Below are 18,124 nucleotides of genomic sequence, written 5' to 3'. Positions count from 1 at the left end.
ATGCCGAAGGCGGGTCCCGCCTGTTTCAACTCGCTGATTTCAGGAGGTTTATCATGAGTTCGTTCCCCATGGCCCCTCTGTTCCGGCAATCCGTGGGCTTCGATCGTTTCAATGACCTGTTCGAGTCCGCCCTGCGCAACGAAACCGGCAGCTCTTATCCACCCTATAACATCGAGAAGCACGGTGACGACCAGTATCGAATCGTGGTCGCAGCCGCCGGCTTCGAGGAGTCCGACCTCGATCTGCAGGTCGAGCGCAGCGTGCTGACCATCAGTGGCGGGCCGCGCGAAAGCGAGGCCGAGAATGTCACCTATCTGCATCAGGGCATCGCTCAGCGGGCGTTCAAGTTGTCGTTCCGGCTAGCCGACCACATCGAGGTGAAAGGCGCTGCGCTGAACAGTGGCCTGCTCAACATCGACCTGGTGCGCGTGGTGCCGGAAGAGGCCAAGCCCAAGCGCATCCCCATCAATGCCGATCAACGGCCCGCGCTGGAGGGTTGATCTGCAAGGAAGAGAAGGGCGCCATAGGGCGCCCTTTCTTGTAGTTGTCTCGTCTGGTCAGTCACCGCGTTCAGCATCCAGTAGCGCCATGAAAGCCCTGGCCGCATTGGACAGGGTGCGTTCCCTGTGCACGATGTAGCCAAGTTGCCGGGTCAGCTGAATGCCCGGCAGAGGCAGGCTGACCACCTGTTCGTCGAGCATGCTGCGCGGCAGTACGCTCCAGGCGATCCCGATGGAGACCATCATCTTGATGGTTTCCATATAGTTGGTGCTCATGGTGATATTGGGCGTCAGGCCCTCACGCTCGAACAGTCGCTGGGCGATGTGGTGAGTGAAGGTGTTGCCGCCGGGAAAGACGGCAGGGTGGCCGGCGACATCGGCCAGACGAATATCCGCCTTGCCCGCCAGCGGGTGTTCGGGCGCGACAACGAAATCCAGCGGGTCGTCCCATACCTTCATTGCCCGGACCGGCTCGGCAGTCTGCGGCGCCAGGGTGATGACCGCCAGTTCGGCGCGGCCATGCAGCACTTCGTCGTAGGCGACTTCCGAATCGAGAAAACGAATATCCAGGCTGACCTGCGGATAAGCGCGGGTGAACGCGCGTAGCAAGGGCGGTAGGCGGTGCAGGCCGATGTGATGGCTGGTCGCCAGGCTCAGCCGGCCGCCAATGTCGCCGTTGAGGTTGGTCAAGGCGCGGCGGGTGTCGTCCAGTACATTCAAAATCTGATAGGCCCGCGGCAGCAGGGCTCTTCCTGCCTCTGTCAGGCCAATCTCGCGGCCGAGCCGGTCGAACAGGCGCACGTCCAGCTGCGATTCCAATGCGGCGATGCGCTTGCTGACTGCAGGCTGGGTCAGATGCAGGCGCTCCGCGGCCAAGGAAAAGCTGCCCGTTTCCGCGATGGCGATAAAGGCATTGAGGTTGGCCAGGTCCATGAACGATCTCTATCCGGTGATGATCCGGATTCCTGTAGGGAATGCTTGGGATGAAAAATATGAATTTGAGTAATTGAATGCAAGTCCTTAGCATCGTCCCCATAAGCGCAAGGGCTATTCGCCCCGCATAGAAAGCAGATGAGGAAAAGTCCGATGGCCGGCAAGACGCTCTACGACAAGCTCTGGGAAATGCACGAGGTGAAACGTCGCGACGATGGTTCGTCGCTGATCTACATCGACCGCCACATCCTGCATGAAGTGACTTCGCCACAAGCGTTCGAAGGTCTGCGTCTGGCCAATCGCAAGCCATGGCGTATCGACGCCAATATCGCCACGCCGGACCACAACGTGCCGACCACCAAGGGCGAGCGTCAGGGCGGCCTGGAAGCCATCGCTGACGAGGTCTCGCGCATCCAGGTGCAGACGCTGGACGAGAACTGCGACGATTTCGGCATCCTCGAATTCAAGATGAACGACGTGCGTCAGGGCATCGTCCACGTCATCGGCCCGGAGCAGGGCGCGACACTGCCCGGCATGACCGTGGTTTGCGGTGATTCGCATACCTCCACCCACGGCGCCTTCGGCGCGCTGGCCCACGGCATCGGCACCTCCGAGGTCGAGCATGTGCTCGCCACCCAGTGCCTGGTCGCCAAGAAGATGAAGAACATGCAGGTGCGCGTCGAAGGCAAGTTGCCGTTCGGCGTCACCGCGAAGGACATCGTGCTGGCTGTGATCGGCAAGATCGGCACCGCTGGCGGTAACGGCCATGCCCTGGAATTCGCCGGCAGCGCGATTCGCGATCTGTCCATGGAAGGGCGCATGACCATCTGCAACATGTCCATCGAAGCCGGTGCCCGCGTAGGCATGGTGGCGGTGGATGAAAAAACCATCGCGTACGTCGAAGGGCGTCCGTTCGCGCCGAAGGGCGACGACTGGGACAAGGCGGTCGAGCTGTGGAAAGGTCTGGTCTCCGATGGCGACGCGGTGTTCGACACCGTCGTCGAGCTCAAAGCCGAGGACATCAAGCCGCAGGTCAGCTGGGGCACTTCGCCGGAAATGGTGCTGGCTGTCGATCAGAGCGTGCCGGACCCCGCCGCCGAAGCCGACCCGGTCAAGCGCGATTCCATCGTTCGTGCGCTGAAGTACATGGGCCTGGCGGCCAACCAGCCGATCACCAATATCAAGCTGGATCGCGTGTTCATTGGTTCCTGCACCAACTCGCGGATCGAGGACCTGCGTGCCGCGGCTGAAGTCGCCAAAGGGCGCAAGGTGGCGGCGAACGTGAAGCAGGCGATGGTTGTGCCGGGCTCCGGCCTGGTGAAGCAGCAGGCCGAGGCTGAAGGGTTGGACAAGATCTTCGTCGAGGCTGGCTTCGAGTGGCGCGAGCCGGGTTGCTCCATGTGTCTGGCGATGAACCCCGACAAGCTGGGCAGCGGCGAGCATTGCGCCTCGACTTCCAACCGCAACTTCGAGGGGCGTCAGGGCGCTGGTGGACGCACACACCTGGTCAGCCCGGCCATGGCCGCCGCTGCGGCGGTAACCGGCCATTTCATCGATGTACGCGAACTGGTCCAGGCCTGAGGAGATAACGGATGAAAGCCTTTACCCAACACACCGGCCTGGTCTGTCCGCTGGATCGTGCCAACGTCGATACCGATCAGATCATTCCGAAGCAGTTTCTCAAGTCCATCAAGCGCACCGGCTTTGGCCCTAATCTGTTCGATGAGTGGCGCTACCTGGACGTCGGTCAGCCGAATCAGGATTGCTCGCAGCGTCCGGTGAACAAGGACTTCGTGCTGAACTTCCCGCGCTACCAGGGCGCCAGCGTGCTGCTGGCGCGTGAGAACTTCGGCTGCGGCTCCTCCCGCGAGCACGCGCCGTGGGCCCTGGAGGAGTACGGTTTCCGTACGATCATCGCGCCGAGCTTTGCCGACATTTTCTACAACAACAGCTTCAAGAACGGCCTGCTGCCGATCGTGCTGAAGGAAGAGGAAGTCGATGAGCTGTTCGCACAGGCCGAAGCCAACGAAGGCTACCAGCTGACCGTGGACCTCGCTGCGCAGGTCGTGACACGCCCGGACGGCAAGCAGTACGACTTTGAAGTCGATGCCTTCCGCAAGCACTGCCTGCTCAACGGTCTCGACGATATCGGCCTGACGCTGCAAGACGCGGACGCGATCAAGGCGTTCGAGACCCGTCACCAGCAGAGCCAGCCATGGCTGTTCGGCGCGATCAAATGACACGAGCTTGAAGCCGGAAGCCGAAAGCTGGAAGTAACAGCGCTCGGCTTCCAGCTTCTGGCTTTCAGCTTCAAGCTTTTCCGAAGGAAACGTTATGTCCAAAAATATTCTGGTATTGCCCGGTGACGGTATCGGCCCGGAGATCATGGCCGAGGCGGTCAAGGTTTTGCAGCTGGCCAATGACAGGTTCCAGCTGGACTTCGAGCTGAGCTATGACGAGCTGGGTGGTGCAGCGGTCGACAAGTATGGCGTGCCGCTGGCGGACGAAACCCTTGCGCGTGCACGTGCTGCCGATGCCATTCTGCTTGGCGCGGTGGGAGGCCCGAAGTGGGACAAGATCGATCCAGCCATTCGTCCCGAGCGCGGTCTGCTGAAGATTCGCTCCGAGCTGGGGCTGTTCGGTAACCTGCGTCCGGCACTGCTCTACCCGCAACTGGCCGATGCGTCGTCGCTGAAGCCTGAGATCGTGGCTGGTCTGGATATCCTCATCGTTCGCGAGTTGACCGGCGGCATTTATTTCGGCAAGCCGCGCGAAAGCAAGGTGCTGGAGAACGGTGAGCGCATGGCGTACGACACGCTGCCGTACAGTGAAAGCGAAATCCGTCGCATCGCCAAGGTCGGCTTCGACATGGCGATGGTGCGCAACAAGAAGCTCTGCTCGGTGGACAAGGCCAACGTACTGGCGTCCAGTCAGCTGTGGCGCGCCGTGGTCGAGGAAGTGGCCAAGGACTATCCCGAGGTTGAGCTCAGCCACATGTACGTTGACAATGCGGCGATGCAGCTGGTGCGTGCACCGAAGCAGTTCGACGTGATAGTCACTGACAACATGTTCGGCGACATCCTCTCCGACGAGGCATCGATGCTGACTGGTTCCATCGGCATGCTGCCGTCCGCCTCGCTGGATGCGGACAACAAGGGCATGTACGAGCCATGCCACGGTTCAGCGCCGGATATCGCTGGCCAGGGCATCGCCAATCCGTTGGCGACCATCCTGTCCGTTTCGATGATGCTGCGTTACAGCTTCAATCAGGTGGCGGCAGCCGACGCCATCGAGCAGGCGGTCAGCGATGTGCTGGATCAGGGCCTGCGTACCGGTGACATCTGGTCCGAAGGCTGTACCAGAGTCGGCACTCAGGCGATGGGCGACGCAGTAGTCGCGGCCCTCGCGAAGTTGTAATCTTCTGGCCCGCCTTAATCTGCGCGGGCCACTTTTTCTATAGGTGTAGTTGCGATGAAACGTGTAGGTCTGATCGGTTGGCGCGGTATGGTCGGTTCCGTGCTCATGCAGCGGATGCTGGAAGAGCGGGATTTCGACCTCATCGAGCCCGTGTTCTTCACCACTTCCAACGTTGGCGGCCAAGGCCCCGATATTGGCAAGGAAACCGCTGCGCTGAAGGACGCCTACAGCATCGACGAGTTGAAAGGCCTCGATGTGATCCTGACCTGTCAGGGTGGCGACTACACCAATGAAGTGTTCCCCAAGCTGCGTGAAGCTGGCTGGCAGGGCTACTGGATCGATGCGGCTTCCTCTCTGCGCATGCAGGACGATGCGGTGATCGTGCTCGATCCGGTGAACCGTCGCGTGATCGACCAGCAACTGGATGCCGGCACCAAGAACTACATCGGCGGCAATTGCACGGTCAGCCTGGCGCTGATGGGCCTTGGCGGGCTGTTCGAGGCTGGTCTGGTGGAATGGATGAGCGCGATGACCTATCAGGCAGCCTCCGGCGCCGGCGCGCAGAACATGCGCGAGCTGATCAAGCAGATGGGTGCCATCAATGCGGCTGTAGCCGATGACCTGGCCAATCCCGCCAGCGCCATCCTGGATATCGACCGAAAAGTCGCTGAAACCCAGCGCAGTGAGGCTTTTCCTGTCGACAATTTCGGCGTGCCGCTGGCCGGCAGTCTGATTCCTTACATCGACAAGGAGCTGCCGAACGGACAGAGCCGCGAAGAATGGAAGGCGCAGGCTGAGACCAATAAGATCCTCGGTCGCTTCAAGAGCCCGATCCCGGTTGACGGCATCTGTGTGCGCGTCGGCGCCATGCGTTGCCACAGCCAGGCGCTGACCATCAAGCTGAACAAGGATGTGCCGATTTCCGATATCGAAGGGCTGATCAGCCAGCACAATCCCTGGGTCAAGCTGGTGCCGAATCATCGTGATGCCAGCATGCAGGAGCTGAGTCCGGCCGCAGTCACCGGAACACTGAGCGTGCCGGTCGGCCGCCTGCGCAAGCTCAACATGGGCTCGCACTACCTGGGCGCGTTCACCGTGGGTGACCAGCTTCTGTGGGGCGCCGCGGAGCCGCTGCGGCGCATGCTGCGTATCCTTCTAGAGCGTTGATGCGCTCTCGATGAAGTGCCAGACGCCGCGACTTGTTCGCGGCGTTTTCGTTTGTGCGATATGCCGCTCGGCGGCGCTGGTTGCAGTGGTCTGCCATTTCGCTACAGTGCCGGTCCTTAATGCGTGGAGGTGACGATGCCTACAGGTGTCGGTGTTGCGGTCGTAGGTGCGGTCAGCCTGGTAGGCGAAGCACTGATCGAGGTGCTCGAGGAGCGGGCGTTTCCGGTTACCGAGCTGCATCTGTTGGATGACAGCGAGGGTGTCGGGCATACGGTGCCATTCAATGGCCGGAATCTGCGTGTAGGCGAGGCAGATCGCTTCGACTTCAGTCGAGTGCAGCTGGTGTTTCTGGTCGCTGCCTCGGCATTGCTGAGCGAGTGCCGCATCAAGGCATTAGCAGCTGGCTGTCGAATTGTCGATCTATCCGCCTCGATACCCGTCGAGCAGCAGCTGTGCATGGTGCCAGAGGTTAACGGCGTGCTGCTCGACTCGTTACCCGAGCCGCGCGCCATTGCCAGTCCACTGCCTGAATCGGTCGCGCTGGCCATTGCTTTGACGCCGATCCGGCAACAGCTGGATTTGCATCGAGTGACTGTTACGGCCTGTCTGCCAGTGTCCAGCCGTGGTTCGGCAGGCGTGAAGGAGCTTGCCCGGCAGACATCCGAATTGCTCAATGCACGACCTTTGGAGCCTCGAGTATTCGGTCGACAGATGGCATTCAATATGCTCGCGCAAGCGGAGGCGGTCGACGCACAAGGATATGGAGTGCAGGAGCGGCGTCTGGTTGAAGAGCTTCGTCAGCTCCTGGATATGCCGGAACTCGCCGTCTCTGTTACGTTCGTTCAGGCTCCGGTGTTCTTCGGGGAGAGCCTCATCGTCTCGTTGCAGGGGGGCGTCGAGGCGGATATGCAAGCGCTGTCTGCGGCTCTTGAAGCGGCGCAAGGGGTTGAGCTGGTGGAGCCGGACGACTATCCGACAGCGGTTGGTGACGCGCTCGGGCAGGATGTGATCTATGTCGGAAGGCTTCGTCGAGGCATCTGCGATCCACGGGAAGTCAATTTGTGGATTGTGTCTGATAACGTGCGAAAAGGCGCGGCACTAAACGCTGTGCAGTCTGGTGAGTTGTTGATAAAAGACTATCTGTAAAAGATACTTACTGGTAATTCGAAGAATATTTCTAGCCGATGCGCTGAACGGCTTATCGCTGATGGGGAGCCACCGCCAGGTGGCGCGGGCAGTGACATAAGACCCTCTCGTAGTTCGAGAAAAAGATAAACAAGGGATTAAATAATGGTTCGGGTTCGCAATCTGGTGCTGGCAATCGCGGCTGCTACCGCGCTGACTACAGAAATGGCCCACGCGCTTGGGTTGGGAGAGGTCACGCTTCAGTCGTCATTGAATCAACCGCTGATCGCGGAAATCGAGCTGCTGGATGCAAACAGCCTGGCCCCGGGGGAGGTGATTCCGGTACTGGCCTCGCTCGAAGAGTTCAATCGCGCCGGTATCGATCGCCAGTACTTTCTGACGGACCTGAAATTCACTCCAGTACTGCGTCCGAACGGAAAGAGCGTCATTCAGGTTTCGTCCAGCAAGCCGGTACGCGAGCCCTATCTCAATTTTCTCGTAGAAGTCCTCTGGCCCAGTGGTCGCCTGCTTCGTGAATACACTCTGCTGCTCGATCCGCCACTCTATTCACCGGAAACCGCAGCGGCCGCAGCACCGCAGTTGCCCATTTCCGCTCCGTCCCGAACAGTAGAACCAGTGCGTTCTGCGCCAGCTCGTCCGTCTGCAACGCGCTCGACCGCAGTTCAGTCGGTAAGCGCCCCGCAGAGCGGCGGTAGCGAATACAGGACTTCCGCGCGCGACACCCTGTGGGAGGTCGCGGAGCGCAATCGTCGCAATGGGACGGTTCACCAGACGATGCTGGCAATTCAGGATCTCAACCCTGATGCCTTCATTGGCGGCAATATCAACCGGATGAAGAGCGGTCAGGTACTTCGTCTGCCGGATGCCGAGCAGATATCTACTCGCTCTCAGGCCGAGGCGATCGCTCAGGTCGCGGAGCAGAATGCGGCATGGCGTCAGGGTAGTGGTGGCGCGGTTGCAGGCGCTCGCCAGCTGGATGCAACCCGTCGTACCGAGGCTGGAGCAGCACCGTCGCGTAGCGAGTCCCGTGACAGCCTTCGTCTGGTCGCGGCCGATGCGGGCAAGGAAACTGCCGGCTCCGACACCGGTTCTGCCGAAGGCGGCCAGGCCTTGCGCGACAAGCTTGCGGTGACTCAGGAGAGCCTTGACTCCAGCCGTCGTGAGAACGACGAGCTCAAGGATCGTCTGAATGATCTCCAAGGGCAGCTGGAAAAGCTGCAACGGCTTATGCAGCTCAAGGATGACCAGCTTGCCAAGCTGCAGGCCCAGGTCGGCGCAGAAGGTCAGGCACCGGCTCTGGATGAGAACGTCGCCAGTCAGCCTACAGCTGCAACAGAACCCCAGGTAACTGAAGGTAATGCGCAGGAGTCGGCCCGCGCTGACGGGGACGCCCAGACCGATTCTGCTGTCGAGACCCCGCAGGAGCCTGCGCCAGTCGCTGCTCCGGCACCGGCCGAGCAGCCCGCGGCGTCCAGGCCTGCTGCAAAACCAGCCAGCCCAGCGAAACCGGTCGCGCCTGTTGTCGAGCCCGAGCCCAAAAGCCTGATTGATGATCTACTGTCCAACACCTTGCTGCTCGGTGTCGTCGGTGGCAGTGCTCTGTTGCTGTTACTGCTGGGGCTGATGGCTCTTTCCCGTCGCAATGCGATGAAAGAGGCAGAGCTGCAAGAAAGCCTGATGGCGGATGACACGGTTGACGATCTGCGAGTTGGATCGCCAGCGTACGTTGATTTGGGCCAGGAGCATCAACCGGAGTCGACTTCCTTCCATGCCGATACTCCGGCTGCGGCGGATGAACTGACCTCTACTACAGGTGATGCGTTGGCCGAGGCGGACATCTACATCGCATATGGCCGCTTTAATCAGGCTGCAGAACTGCTGCAGAACGCTCTCAATGACGAGCCTCAGCGGAGCGACCTGCGGCTGAAACTGATGGAAGTGTATGCGGAGCTAGGCAATCGTGATGGCTTCGCCCGTGAAGAGGCTGAACTACGTGAAATTGGTGGTGCTACCACCGAAGTCGAGCAGCTCAAGTACAAGTATCCCGCCATGGCTGCGGCGCTCGGAGGTTCGGCAGCTGTCGCCGCCACTCATGTGGACATGGATAGCCTAGATCTTGATGACCTGCAGCTCGATGAGCCGGCAGCCCCGGCCGCAGGGCAGGATCTGGACGATGCGTTCGATCTCAGCCTGGATGACCTGGATATCGATCTGAACGAAGAGCGTCCGGCTGCATCTGCGGACGACTCTTTGGACTTCGCCGACCTGACATTGGATGAGCCGGTCACCGAGCGCGATGCCTCGCCTGCAGCCAGCGATTTCTCCTTCGATCTCGAAGAAGATAAGGCCGCGCAAGAGGCCGAGTCGGACGACCTTTCCGATTTCTCGTTCGATCTGGACGGCGACAAAGGAACGGAGCAAGCCCCCACAGAGTTTTCGCTCAATCTCGACGAAGAGCCGGTTGAAGGTCCTGCCACGTTTGAAAGTGATGATCTCGATTTCGAACTGTCGGAGCCTGTAGCGAGTCCGAGCGACGATTTGCCTGAAGGGTTCGATATTTCGCTGGATGAGCCCGAGTTCGAGGCGCAACCGGAAACCTTTGCCGACAAGCTGAATGAGGTGGAGGCTGATCTGGAGGATCTGTCCAAGGAACTGGAGGAGCCGACCATTGCTTCTGCTGACGCCCTGGCTGAGACTGACGCCGACGGCGGTACGGACGACGACTTCGATTTCTTCTCCGACACCGACGAAACCACCACCAAGCTGGATCTCGCCAGAGCCTATATCGACATGGGCGACGCTGAAGGTGCACGCGACATCCTGGATGAAGTGATCTCCGAGGGTAGCGATGTCCAGCAGCAAGAGGCGCGAGAGATGCTCGCCAAACTAGCCTGATCATGACCCAAGCAGTACCCCAAACGGCAGCCGAAATGGCTGCCGTCGGCGTTTCCAGGATCGCACTCGGTGTTGAATACAAGGGATCCCGCTATCGCGGATTTCAGCGCCAGCGTGCCGGTGTGCCATCCATCCAGGAATCACTCGAGACCGCGCTGACCAAAGTGGCGGGTGGCCACTCCGTCACGCTTAGCTGCGCCGGTCGCACAGATGCGTTGGTCCATGCCAGTGGACAGGTCGTGCACTTCGATACGCCGGTCTCGCGAACCATGCATGCATGGGTGATGGGCGCAAACATGAATCTGCCATCGGACATCAGCGTCACCTGGGCGAAGGAGATGCCGCGTCATTTCGATGCGCGCTTCAGTGCGATGGCTCGCCGTTATCGCTATGTGATCTACAACGATCAGATTCGGCCAGCGCACATGGCCGAAGAGGTTACCTGGAACCACCGCCCACTCGACATCGAACGTATGCGTTCCGCTGCCGCGGCGTTTGTGGGAACACATGATTTCAGTGCTTTCCGGGCCAGGCAGTGTCAGGCCAAGTCGCCGATTAAAACCATTCATCACCTGGAGTTGCTCGAACACGGCCGGCTGATCGTCATCGATGTTCGGGCCAATGCCTTTCTGCATCATATGGTGCGCAATTTCGCCGGCGTTCTGATGACCATCGGTGCAGGCGAGCGACCGGTGGAGTGGGCTGCGCAAGTGCTGGAGTCTCGTGTACGCCGAACGGGCGGAGTGACGGCGCATCCGTACGGGCTCTATCTCATCGAAGTCGATTATCCCGAGGAGTTCGAGTTACCCGAGCGCTATCTCGGTCCGCACTTTCTGTCAGGTTTACCGGATGTTCGTCGCTGACGCATTCGGCAGGTGCCATTTGCCTATTCGCTTGCAGCCAGCAGGTCTTTTGTTACCATCCGGTTTCCCTTTTGACAGGTAAGCATCCGTTGTCAGTCGTTCGCAGCAAGATATGCGGAATCACTCGCGTCGAGGATGCCTTGACGGCAGCCAAGGCGGGTGCCGATGCCATTGGTTTGGTCTTCTATGCCAAGAGCCCACGTGCGGTCGGCGTGCGGCAGGCGCGCGAGATCGTTGCGGCATTGCCGCCGTTTGTCACGACGGTAGGCCTGTTCGTCAACGCCAGTCGCTGCGAGGTCAACGAGATTCTCGACGCCGTTCCGTTGGATATGCTGCAGTTTCATGGCGACGAAACGCCGGCGCAGTGCGAGGGTTTTCATCGGCCATGGTTCAAGGCGCTACGTGTAGGGAACGGCGAGGATATCGAGGCTCAAGTCGCGGGCTATGCAAATGCCAGCGGCATCCTTCTGGATACCTTCGTGGCGGGCGTGCCGGGCGGAACGGGCGAGCGCTTCGATTGGTCGCTGATCCCACCGACGCTGACCAAACCACTGATTCTCGCGGGCGGACTGACCGCTGAGAACGTTCAACAAGCCATTGCTCAGGTTCGGCCGTATGCAGTGGATGTCAGCGGTGGGGTGGAGGCGAGCAAGGGCATCAAAGATGCTTCCAAGGTGATGGCCTTTGTCGATCACGTTCGATCGGCCATGTGACGCCTGGACAGCCTTTGCCGTCCAGTAACGAGTCGCTGGTGTTACCAGCCGCGTGATTCCTCGCCTGAAGGAGTCGGAGTTTCGCGAGTGCGCCTTTTGGCGCATCGCTCACGCGACCAAGAGTGCCTGATACGTCTGGTCGCAACGATGAATCTGCCTGCAGCGCGAGTGCGCTCGGGACTGAAGCTTTGGAGAACAAGAGCATGAGCAACTGGCTGGTAGACAAACTGATCCCTTCGATCATGCGGTCGGAGACGCAAAAGAGCTCGGTCCCCGAAGGCCTGTGGCATAAGTGCCCCTCTTGCGAGGCGGTTCTGTACCGCCCCGAGCTGGAAAAGACGCTCGATGTTTGCCCCAAGTGCCAGCATCACATGCGTATCGATGCCCGTAGCCGGCTCGACATCTTCCTCGATGCCGAGGGCCGCGAAGAGATCGCTGCCGAGCTGGAGCCGGTCGATCGCCTGAAGTTCCGCGATAGCAAGAAGTACAAGGATCGTCTCTCCGCTGCACAGAAGCAGACCGGCGAGAAAGACGCACTGATCGCAATGAGCGGAAAGGTCGTCAACATCCCGGTCGTGGCTTGTGCCTTCGAGTTCTCGTTCATGGGGGGCTCCATGGGTGCGATCGTTGGCGAACGTTTCGTGCGGGCCGCCAATGTTGCTCTGGAAAAGCGTTGCCCGCTGGTGTGTTTCTCCGCGTCGGGCGGTGCCCGGATGCAGGAGGCGCTGATCTCCCTGATGCAGATGGCAAAGACTTCAGCGGTGCTGGCCCGCATGCGTGAAGAGGGCTTGCCGTTCATCTCCGTGCTGACCGATCCGGTCTACGGTGGCGTGTCTGCGAGTCTGGCGATGCTTGGTGATGTGATCGTCGCCGAGCCTAAGGCATTGATCGGCTTTGCCGGTCCGCGAGTGATCGAGCAGACCGTACGAGAAAAACTGCCGGAAGGCTTCCAGCGCAGCGAGTTCCTGCTGGACCATGGTGCTATCGATCTGATCATCCCTCGCTCCGAACTGCGTACTCGCTTGTCGCGCTTGCTGGCCCAGATGCAGAAATTGCCAAGCCCGGTGGAGCCTGCCCAGGTCACGGCTACTGCATGACCGCTTGGAGTCTGGCCGACTGGCTCGCCTATCTCGAGCAACTGCATCCCACTGCCATAGACATGGGCCTGGACAGGGTCCGGGCGGTGGTGGGGCGGCTTGGTCTGACACGGCCGGCTCCGCTGGTGATCACCGTCACGGGTACGAATGGCAAAGGCTCTACCTGCGCATTCATTGCTGCGCTGCTGAGTAGTCGGGGATACAAGGTCGGTAGCTATAGCTCGCCGCATCTTCTGCGTTACAACGAGCGCGTTCAGTTCGACGGCCGCGAGGCCAGCGATGATCAGCTCTGCCAGGCCTTTTCTGCGGTGGAGGCGGCGCGAGGCGAAGTTTCGCTGACCTATTTCGAAATGGGCACTCTTGCAGCCTTCTGGCTTTTCGAGCGGAGCGGGCTCGACGCCGTGGTGCTGGAAGTCGGTCTTGGTGGTCGTCTCGATGCCGTCAACGTCATCGACGCGGATCTAGCGGTGATCACCAATATCGGGCTCGATCATGCCGATTGGCTGGGCGATACCCGCGACAGTGTTGCGTATGAAAAGGCCGGGATCATGCGCGACGGCATCCCCGCGCTTTGTGGCGATCTGGATGTTCCGATGCCATTGCTCGAACACGCAGAGTCGCTGAAATCACCGCTGTTGCTGCGCGGAAGGGATTTCGACGTGGCGCTTGATCCTCACGCCTGGCATTGGCGGGGCGTCGGGCCTGGCGGTGAGCCGTTGGAGCTGCATGACCTGCCGCTGCTGTCATTGCCAATGGAGAACGCTGCCCTTGCTCTACAAGCCTATGCCACGCTTGGCTTGCCATGGGAGCCGGCAGCTTTGACTGCGGCACTTCAGCGGACACGCGTCGTAGGGCGTCTCGATAGGCGGCAGGTCTGCTGGCGCGACCGCGAAATCGCGCTGCTGCTGGACGTTGGACATAATCCTCATGCCGCAAGCTACCTCGCGCAACGTCTTGAGCAGCGGTCAGTAGATGGTCGTCGTCTGGCTGTTTTTGGTCTGCTGGCGGATAAGGATCTCAACGGTGTGCTCGAAGCGATGTCCTCCAGCATCGCCGATTGGGCCGTCGCTCCGCTGCCTACGCCGCGAACGCAATCCGCTACACAATTGGCTGCAGCACTGCTTGAGCGGGGCGCGTCGGTCAGCCAGTATGCGAGCTTCGAGCAGGCGCTCGATGCTCAATGCGCGAAGGCCGAAGCCGGTGATGAAGTAGTGGTTTTCGGATCGTTCTATTGCGTGGCGGCTGCGCTTGACTGGCTGGAACAACGGGCGGGGGATAGTTGGAATGGCGATGCTGGATAAGGGATTGCTGCAGCGCATGGTTGGCGCTCTGGTGTTGATTGCGCTGGCGGTCATATTCGTGCCGATGCTGTTCAATCGTGAGGACGATCTGCGCCACGTCACCGTCGATGCGCCCACCATCCCTGCAGCACCGGCTCCGGCTGAAATCGAGATGCAGCAGGTCGAGGTGCCGGAGCCGGCGTCGGTGCCTGAGGGTTTCGAGATCATCGAGGAAGGTGCCGAGGCAGAGGCGGCATCAACAACCGATGAGCAGGCTCCGGCGCCGATCGAGCCCATCGAGCCGGTCGCTCCGAGCGAGCCAGCGCCAGTTGCGCAGCCGCCGGTGGAGCAACCGCAGCCAGCCAAAGTCGAGCCACGGCTGGATAACGACAACCTGCCGGTCAGCTGGTCGATCCAATTGGCCAGCCTGTCCAATCGCGCCAGTGCCGAAAGCCTGCAGCAAACGTTGCGTTCGCAGGGCTACAACGCCTACATCCGCACCGCCGATGGCATGAATCGCGTCTTCGTAGGACCGCTCGTCGAGCGTAGCGAAGCGAATCGGCTTCGCGATGTGTTGCAGCGCCAGCAGAAACTCGATGGCTTCGTCGTTCGCTTCAAGCCGGAAGGAAGCTGATCGTCGATGCGCTGACCGGGTGCTGACGACAGGCCCCGACCGCGGAGTGCCGTCGGGTAGCCAGCGCGTATTCCTGGCGCTCCTGCTCTGCTAAAATGCGCCGCCTTTTCCCCATTGCAGAAGACATCGTGGCATTCACCTGGGTCGATTGGGCCATCATCGCCGTCATTGCAGTATCGAGCCTGATCAGCTTGAAACGTGGTTTCGTGAAAGAAGCGCTTTCGCTGGTTACCTGGATCGTTGCCGGTGTGGTCGCATGGATGTTCGGTGGTGCGTTATCCCACCATCTCGCGGAATACATCAGCACGCCTTCGGCGCAAGTCATCGCAGCCTGCGCGTTGCTGTTCGTGGCTACCTTGCTGGTAGGGGCACTGGTTAATTTTCTGATTGGCGAGCTGATCAGGGTGACGGGTTTGTCCGGCACCGATCGCTTTCTCGGCATGGTGTTTGGTGCGGCACGGGGTGGTCTATTGGTGGTGGTGCTTGCCGGATTGCTGAGCCTGGCGCCGGTCGAGCAGGACCTCTGGTGGCGCGAGTCAGCGTTGTTGCCGCACTTTCTCCTGATCGCCGACTGGTCGAAGAACCTCATTCTAGGGTTCAGCGGCCAGTGGTTCGCCGGATCACTCAACCCGCCCGGTTGAGTCTTTTTTCTACGGATGTTCGGCTGCCGCCGTATCCGGTCTGCCTGTAATAACTGAGAGGTTCCTTGCATGTGTGGCATTGTCGGCATCGTCGGTAAGTCGAACGTCAATCAGGCGCTGTATGACGCGCTTACCGTACTGCAGCACCGCGGCCAGGATGCAGCCGGTATCGTTACGAGCCATGACGGCCGGCTGTTTCTGCGCAAGGATAACGGCCTGGTTCGCGATGTCTTTCAGCAGCGCCATATGCAGCGCTTGGTCGGCAACATGGGCATCGGCCACATCCGCTACCCCACCGCGGGTAGCTCCAGCTCCGCCGAGGCACAGCCGTTCTACGTCAACTCGCCTTACGGCATTACCCTGGCGCACAACGGCAACCTGACCAATGTCGATCAGCTGACCAAGGAAATCTACGAGTCGGATCTGCGCCATGTGAATACCAGCTCCGACTCGGAAGTGCTGCTCAACGTGTTCGCCCATGAACTGGCGGTACGCGGCAAGCTGCAGCCGACCGAAGAAGACGTCTTCGCCGCAGTGAGCAAGGTTCACGAGCGCTGCCGTGGCGGCTATGCGGTCGTGGCGATGGTCACCGGTTACGGCATCGTCGGCTTCCGCGATCCCAATGCGATCCGCCCGATCGTGTTCGGCCAGCGCCATACCGACGAAGGCGTCGAGTACATGATCGCCTCCGAAAGCGTATCGCTCGACGTGCTCGGCTTTACCCTGATTCGCGACCTGGCGCCGGGCGAAGCGGTTTACATCACGGCTGACGGCAAGCTGTTCACCCGCCAGTGCGCGGATGCGCCGAAACTCGCACCCTGCATCTTCGAGTACGTTTATCTGGCGCGTTCCGACTCCCTGATGGATGGTGTTTCGGTTTACAAGGCGCGGTTGCGCATGGGCGAGAAGCTGGCCGACAAGATCCTGCGCGAGCGTCCAGAGCACGACATCGACGTGGTCATCCCGATTCCCGACACCAGCCGCACCGCTGCGCTGGAGCTGGCCAATCGCCTCGGTGTGAAGTTCCGCGAAGGCTTCGTCAAGAACCGCTACATCGGTCGTACTTTCATCATGCCCGGCCAGGCGGCGCGGAAAAAATCGGTTCGGCAGAAGCTCAACGCCATCGATCTCGAGTTCCGTGGCAAGAATGTGATGCTGGTGGATGACTCCATCGTTCGCGGCACCACCTGCAAGCAGATCATTCAGATGGCCCGCGAGGCAGGGGCGAAGAATGTCTACTTCTGCTCCGCCGCGCCGGCGGTGCGTTATCCGAATGTGTACGGCATCGATATGCCCAGCGCGCACGAGCTGATCGCGCACAACCGTACCACCGAAGAGGTCGCCGAGCTGATCGGTGCCGACTGGCTGATCTACCAGGATCTGGAGGACCTCATCGACGCGGTTGGGGGCGGCAAGGTCAAGATCGACAACTTTGATTGCGCGGTTTTCGATGGCAATTACATCACCGGTGACATCGACGAAGCCTATCTGCACAAGATCGAGCAAGCCCGTAATGACCTGAGCAAGGTCAAGACCAACGCGGTCAGCGCCATCATCGATCTCTACAACAACTGATTCATGCCGGCGTGGCAGCCTAGGCTGCCCGCGGCCGAGGTAAGAGCTATGACGACTGAATGGGATGCCGGACGGCTGGACAGCGATCTTCAAGGCGCCGGGCTCGATACGCTTGCGGTACGCGCCGGGCAACGGCGCACACCGGAAGCCGAACACGGTGAGCCACTGTTCTTCACTTCCAGTTATGTGTTTCGTAGTGCCGCCGATGCGGCGGCGCGCTTCGCCGGTGACGTGCCGGGCAATGTTTATTCGCGTTACACCAATCCCACCGTTCGCGCGTTCGAGGAGCGCATGGCGGCGCTCGAGGGTGCAGAGCAGGCGGTTGCCACGGCATCCGGCATGGCGGCCATCCTCGCCACAGTGATGAGCCTGTGCTCGGCAGGCGATCATGTGCTGGTATCGCGTAGCGTATTCGGCGCTACCGTTTCCTTGTTCGAGAAGTACTTGAAGCGTTTCGGTGTGCAGGTCGACTATGTGCCGCTCACCGATTTCGCTGCGTGGGAGTCCGCGTTCAAGGAGAACTCCAAGCTGGTGTTCGTTGAGTCGCCGTCCAACCCATTGGCCGAGTTGGTGGACATCGCTGCGCTGGCGCAGCTCTGTCACGCCAAGGGCGCGATGCTGGCCGTCGACAACTGCTTCTGCACACCGGTGTTGCAGCAACCGCTGGCATTGGGTGCCGATATCGTCATTCATTCCGCGACCAAGTACATCGATGGCCAGGGCCGTTGTCTGGGTGGTGTGGTTGCAGGTCGTAGCGAGCAGATGAAGGAACTGGTCGGTTTTCTGCGTACCGCCGGTCCGACGCTCAGTCCGTTCAACGCCTGGGTCTTCCTCAAGGGGCTGGAAACGTTGCGGCTGCGCATGCAGGCGCACTGTGTCAGTGCTCAGGAGCTTGCCGAATGGCTGGAGCAGCAGCCCGGTATCGAGCGCGTCTACTATGCGGGTTTGTCCAGCCATCCACAGCACGAGCTGGCCAAGCGTCAGCAGAAGGGGTTCGGTGCGGTGGTGAGTTTCGAGGTTGCTGGAGGCAAGGAGGCCGCGTGGCGCTTCATCGATGCGACTCGCCTGATCTCGATCACGGCCAATTTGGGCGACAGTAAGACCACAATCACCCATCCGGGCTCGACCACCCATGGTCGGCTGTCCGCCGAGGATCGCGCGACCGCAGGCATCTCTGACAGCCTGATTCGGGTAGCGGTCGGGCTGGAAGATGTTGCTGACCTCAAGGCCGATCTGGCTCGCGGTCTCTCAGCGCTCTAAGCC

Annotated in this window: 16 protein-coding genes; 15 read left to right on the top strand and 1 reads right to left on the bottom strand. The window is 60.5% G+C overall.

What is annotated here, in order from left to right:
- Positions 1–50 precede the first annotated feature (50 nt).
- The gene (locus tag P5704_003810) at positions 51–500 is read left to right on the top strand and encodes an Hsp20 family protein (protein ID WOF81166.1); all 450 of its coding nucleotides are present in this window, start codon (positions 51–53) and stop codon (positions 498–500) included.
- 57 nt (positions 501–557) lie between these two features.
- On the opposite strand, the gene P5704_003805 is transcribed toward P5704_003810, so the two are convergent.
- The gene (locus tag P5704_003805; GenBank protein WOF79634.1) at positions 558–1,433 is read right to left on the bottom strand and encodes a LysR family transcriptional regulator; all 876 of its coding nucleotides are present in this window, start codon (positions 1,431–1,433) and stop codon (positions 558–560) included.
- Positions 1,434–1,586: 153 nt separating this feature from the next.
- On the opposite strand from P5704_003805, the gene leuC reads away from it, so the two are divergent.
- The 14 genes from leuC to P5704_003735 all read left to right on the top strand — a co-directional run bounded on the left by leuC (position 1,587) and on the right by P5704_003735 (position 18,121).
- Positions 1,587–3,014, top strand: a complete 1,428-nt coding sequence (gene leuC, locus P5704_003800) for a 3-isopropylmalate dehydratase large subunit (protein ID WOF79633.1) — start codon at positions 1,587–1,589, stop codon at positions 3,012–3,014.
- Positions 3,015–3,025: 11 nt separating this feature from the next.
- Positions 3,026–3,673, top strand: coding sequence for a 3-isopropylmalate dehydratase small subunit (gene leuD / locus P5704_003795; protein WOF79632.1), 648 nt, complete (start codon positions 3,026–3,028; stop codon positions 3,671–3,673).
- 94 nt (positions 3,674–3,767) lie between these two features.
- Positions 3,768–4,850 carry a 3-isopropylmalate dehydrogenase gene (leuB, locus tag P5704_003790; protein WOF79631.1) on the top strand — a complete coding sequence of 361 codons (1,083 nt, stop codon included), beginning with the start codon at positions 3,768–3,770 and terminating at the stop codon, positions 4,848–4,850.
- Between the two features lie 54 nt (positions 4,851–4,904).
- Positions 4,905–6,017: an aspartate-semialdehyde dehydrogenase gene (gene asd / locus P5704_003785; protein WOF79630.1), complete on the top strand. Its 1,113-nt coding sequence runs from the start codon at positions 4,905–4,907 to the stop codon at positions 6,015–6,017.
- A gap of 135 nt (positions 6,018–6,152) precedes the next feature.
- Positions 6,153–7,163, top strand: a complete 1,011-nt coding sequence (locus P5704_003780; GenBank protein ID WOF79629.1) for an aspartate-semialdehyde dehydrogenase — start codon at positions 6,153–6,155, stop codon at positions 7,161–7,163.
- A gap of 144 nt (positions 7,164–7,307) precedes the next feature.
- The gene (locus tag P5704_003775) at positions 7,308–10,058 is read left to right on the top strand and encodes a FimV/HubP family polar landmark protein (GenBank protein ID WOF79628.1); all 2,751 of its coding nucleotides are present in this window, start codon (positions 7,308–7,310) and stop codon (positions 10,056–10,058) included.
- A 2-nt stretch (positions 10,059–10,060) separates the two neighbouring features.
- A complete protein-coding gene (gene truA / locus P5704_003770) occupies positions 10,061–10,921 on the top strand; it encodes a tRNA pseudouridine(38-40) synthase TruA (GenBank protein ID WOF79627.1) in 861 nt (286 codons plus the stop codon).
- An 89-nt stretch (positions 10,922–11,010) separates the two neighbouring features.
- A complete protein-coding gene (locus P5704_003765) occupies positions 11,011–11,634 on the top strand; it encodes a phosphoribosylanthranilate isomerase (protein ID WOF79626.1) in 624 nt (207 codons plus the stop codon).
- 203 nt (positions 11,635–11,837) lie between these two features.
- Positions 11,838–12,731, top strand: coding sequence for an acetyl-CoA carboxylase, carboxyltransferase subunit beta (gene accD / locus P5704_003760; GenBank protein ID WOF79625.1), 894 nt, complete (start codon positions 11,838–11,840; stop codon positions 12,729–12,731).
- Complete coding sequence (gene folC, locus P5704_003755) at positions 12,728–14,032, top strand: bifunctional tetrahydrofolate synthase/dihydrofolate synthase (protein WOF79624.1); 1,305 nt, start codon at positions 12,728–12,730, stop codon at positions 14,030–14,032. Before accD ends, folC begins: the two co-directional genes overlap by 4 nt.
- Positions 14,016–14,645, top strand: a complete 630-nt coding sequence (locus P5704_003750) for an SPOR domain-containing protein (GenBank protein ID WOF79623.1) — start codon at positions 14,016–14,018, stop codon at positions 14,643–14,645. Before folC ends, P5704_003750 begins: the two co-directional genes overlap by 17 nt.
- A gap of 128 nt (positions 14,646–14,773) precedes the next feature.
- On the top strand, positions 14,774–15,286 hold the full coding sequence (locus P5704_003745) for a CvpA family protein (protein ID WOF81165.1): 513 nt from the start codon (positions 14,774–14,776) through the stop codon (positions 15,284–15,286).
- Positions 15,287–15,355: 69 nt separating this feature from the next.
- Positions 15,356–16,861, top strand: a complete 1,506-nt coding sequence (gene purF, locus P5704_003740) for an amidophosphoribosyltransferase (GenBank protein ID WOF79622.1) — start codon at positions 15,356–15,358, stop codon at positions 16,859–16,861.
- Between the two features lie 48 nt (positions 16,862–16,909).
- Positions 16,910–18,121, top strand: a complete 1,212-nt coding sequence (locus P5704_003735) for an O-succinylhomoserine sulfhydrylase (protein WOF79621.1) — start codon at positions 16,910–16,912, stop codon at positions 18,119–18,121.
- Positions 18,122–18,124 lie beyond the last annotated feature (3 nt).

The sequence above is a fragment of the Pseudomonas sp. FeN3W genome, from assembly GCA_030263805.2.
In the GTDB taxonomy this organism is placed as follows: Bacteria; Pseudomonadota; Gammaproteobacteria; order Pseudomonadales; family Pseudomonadaceae; genus Stutzerimonas; species Stutzerimonas stutzeri_G.
This window is presented reverse-complemented; position numbering and strand designations above follow the sequence as displayed.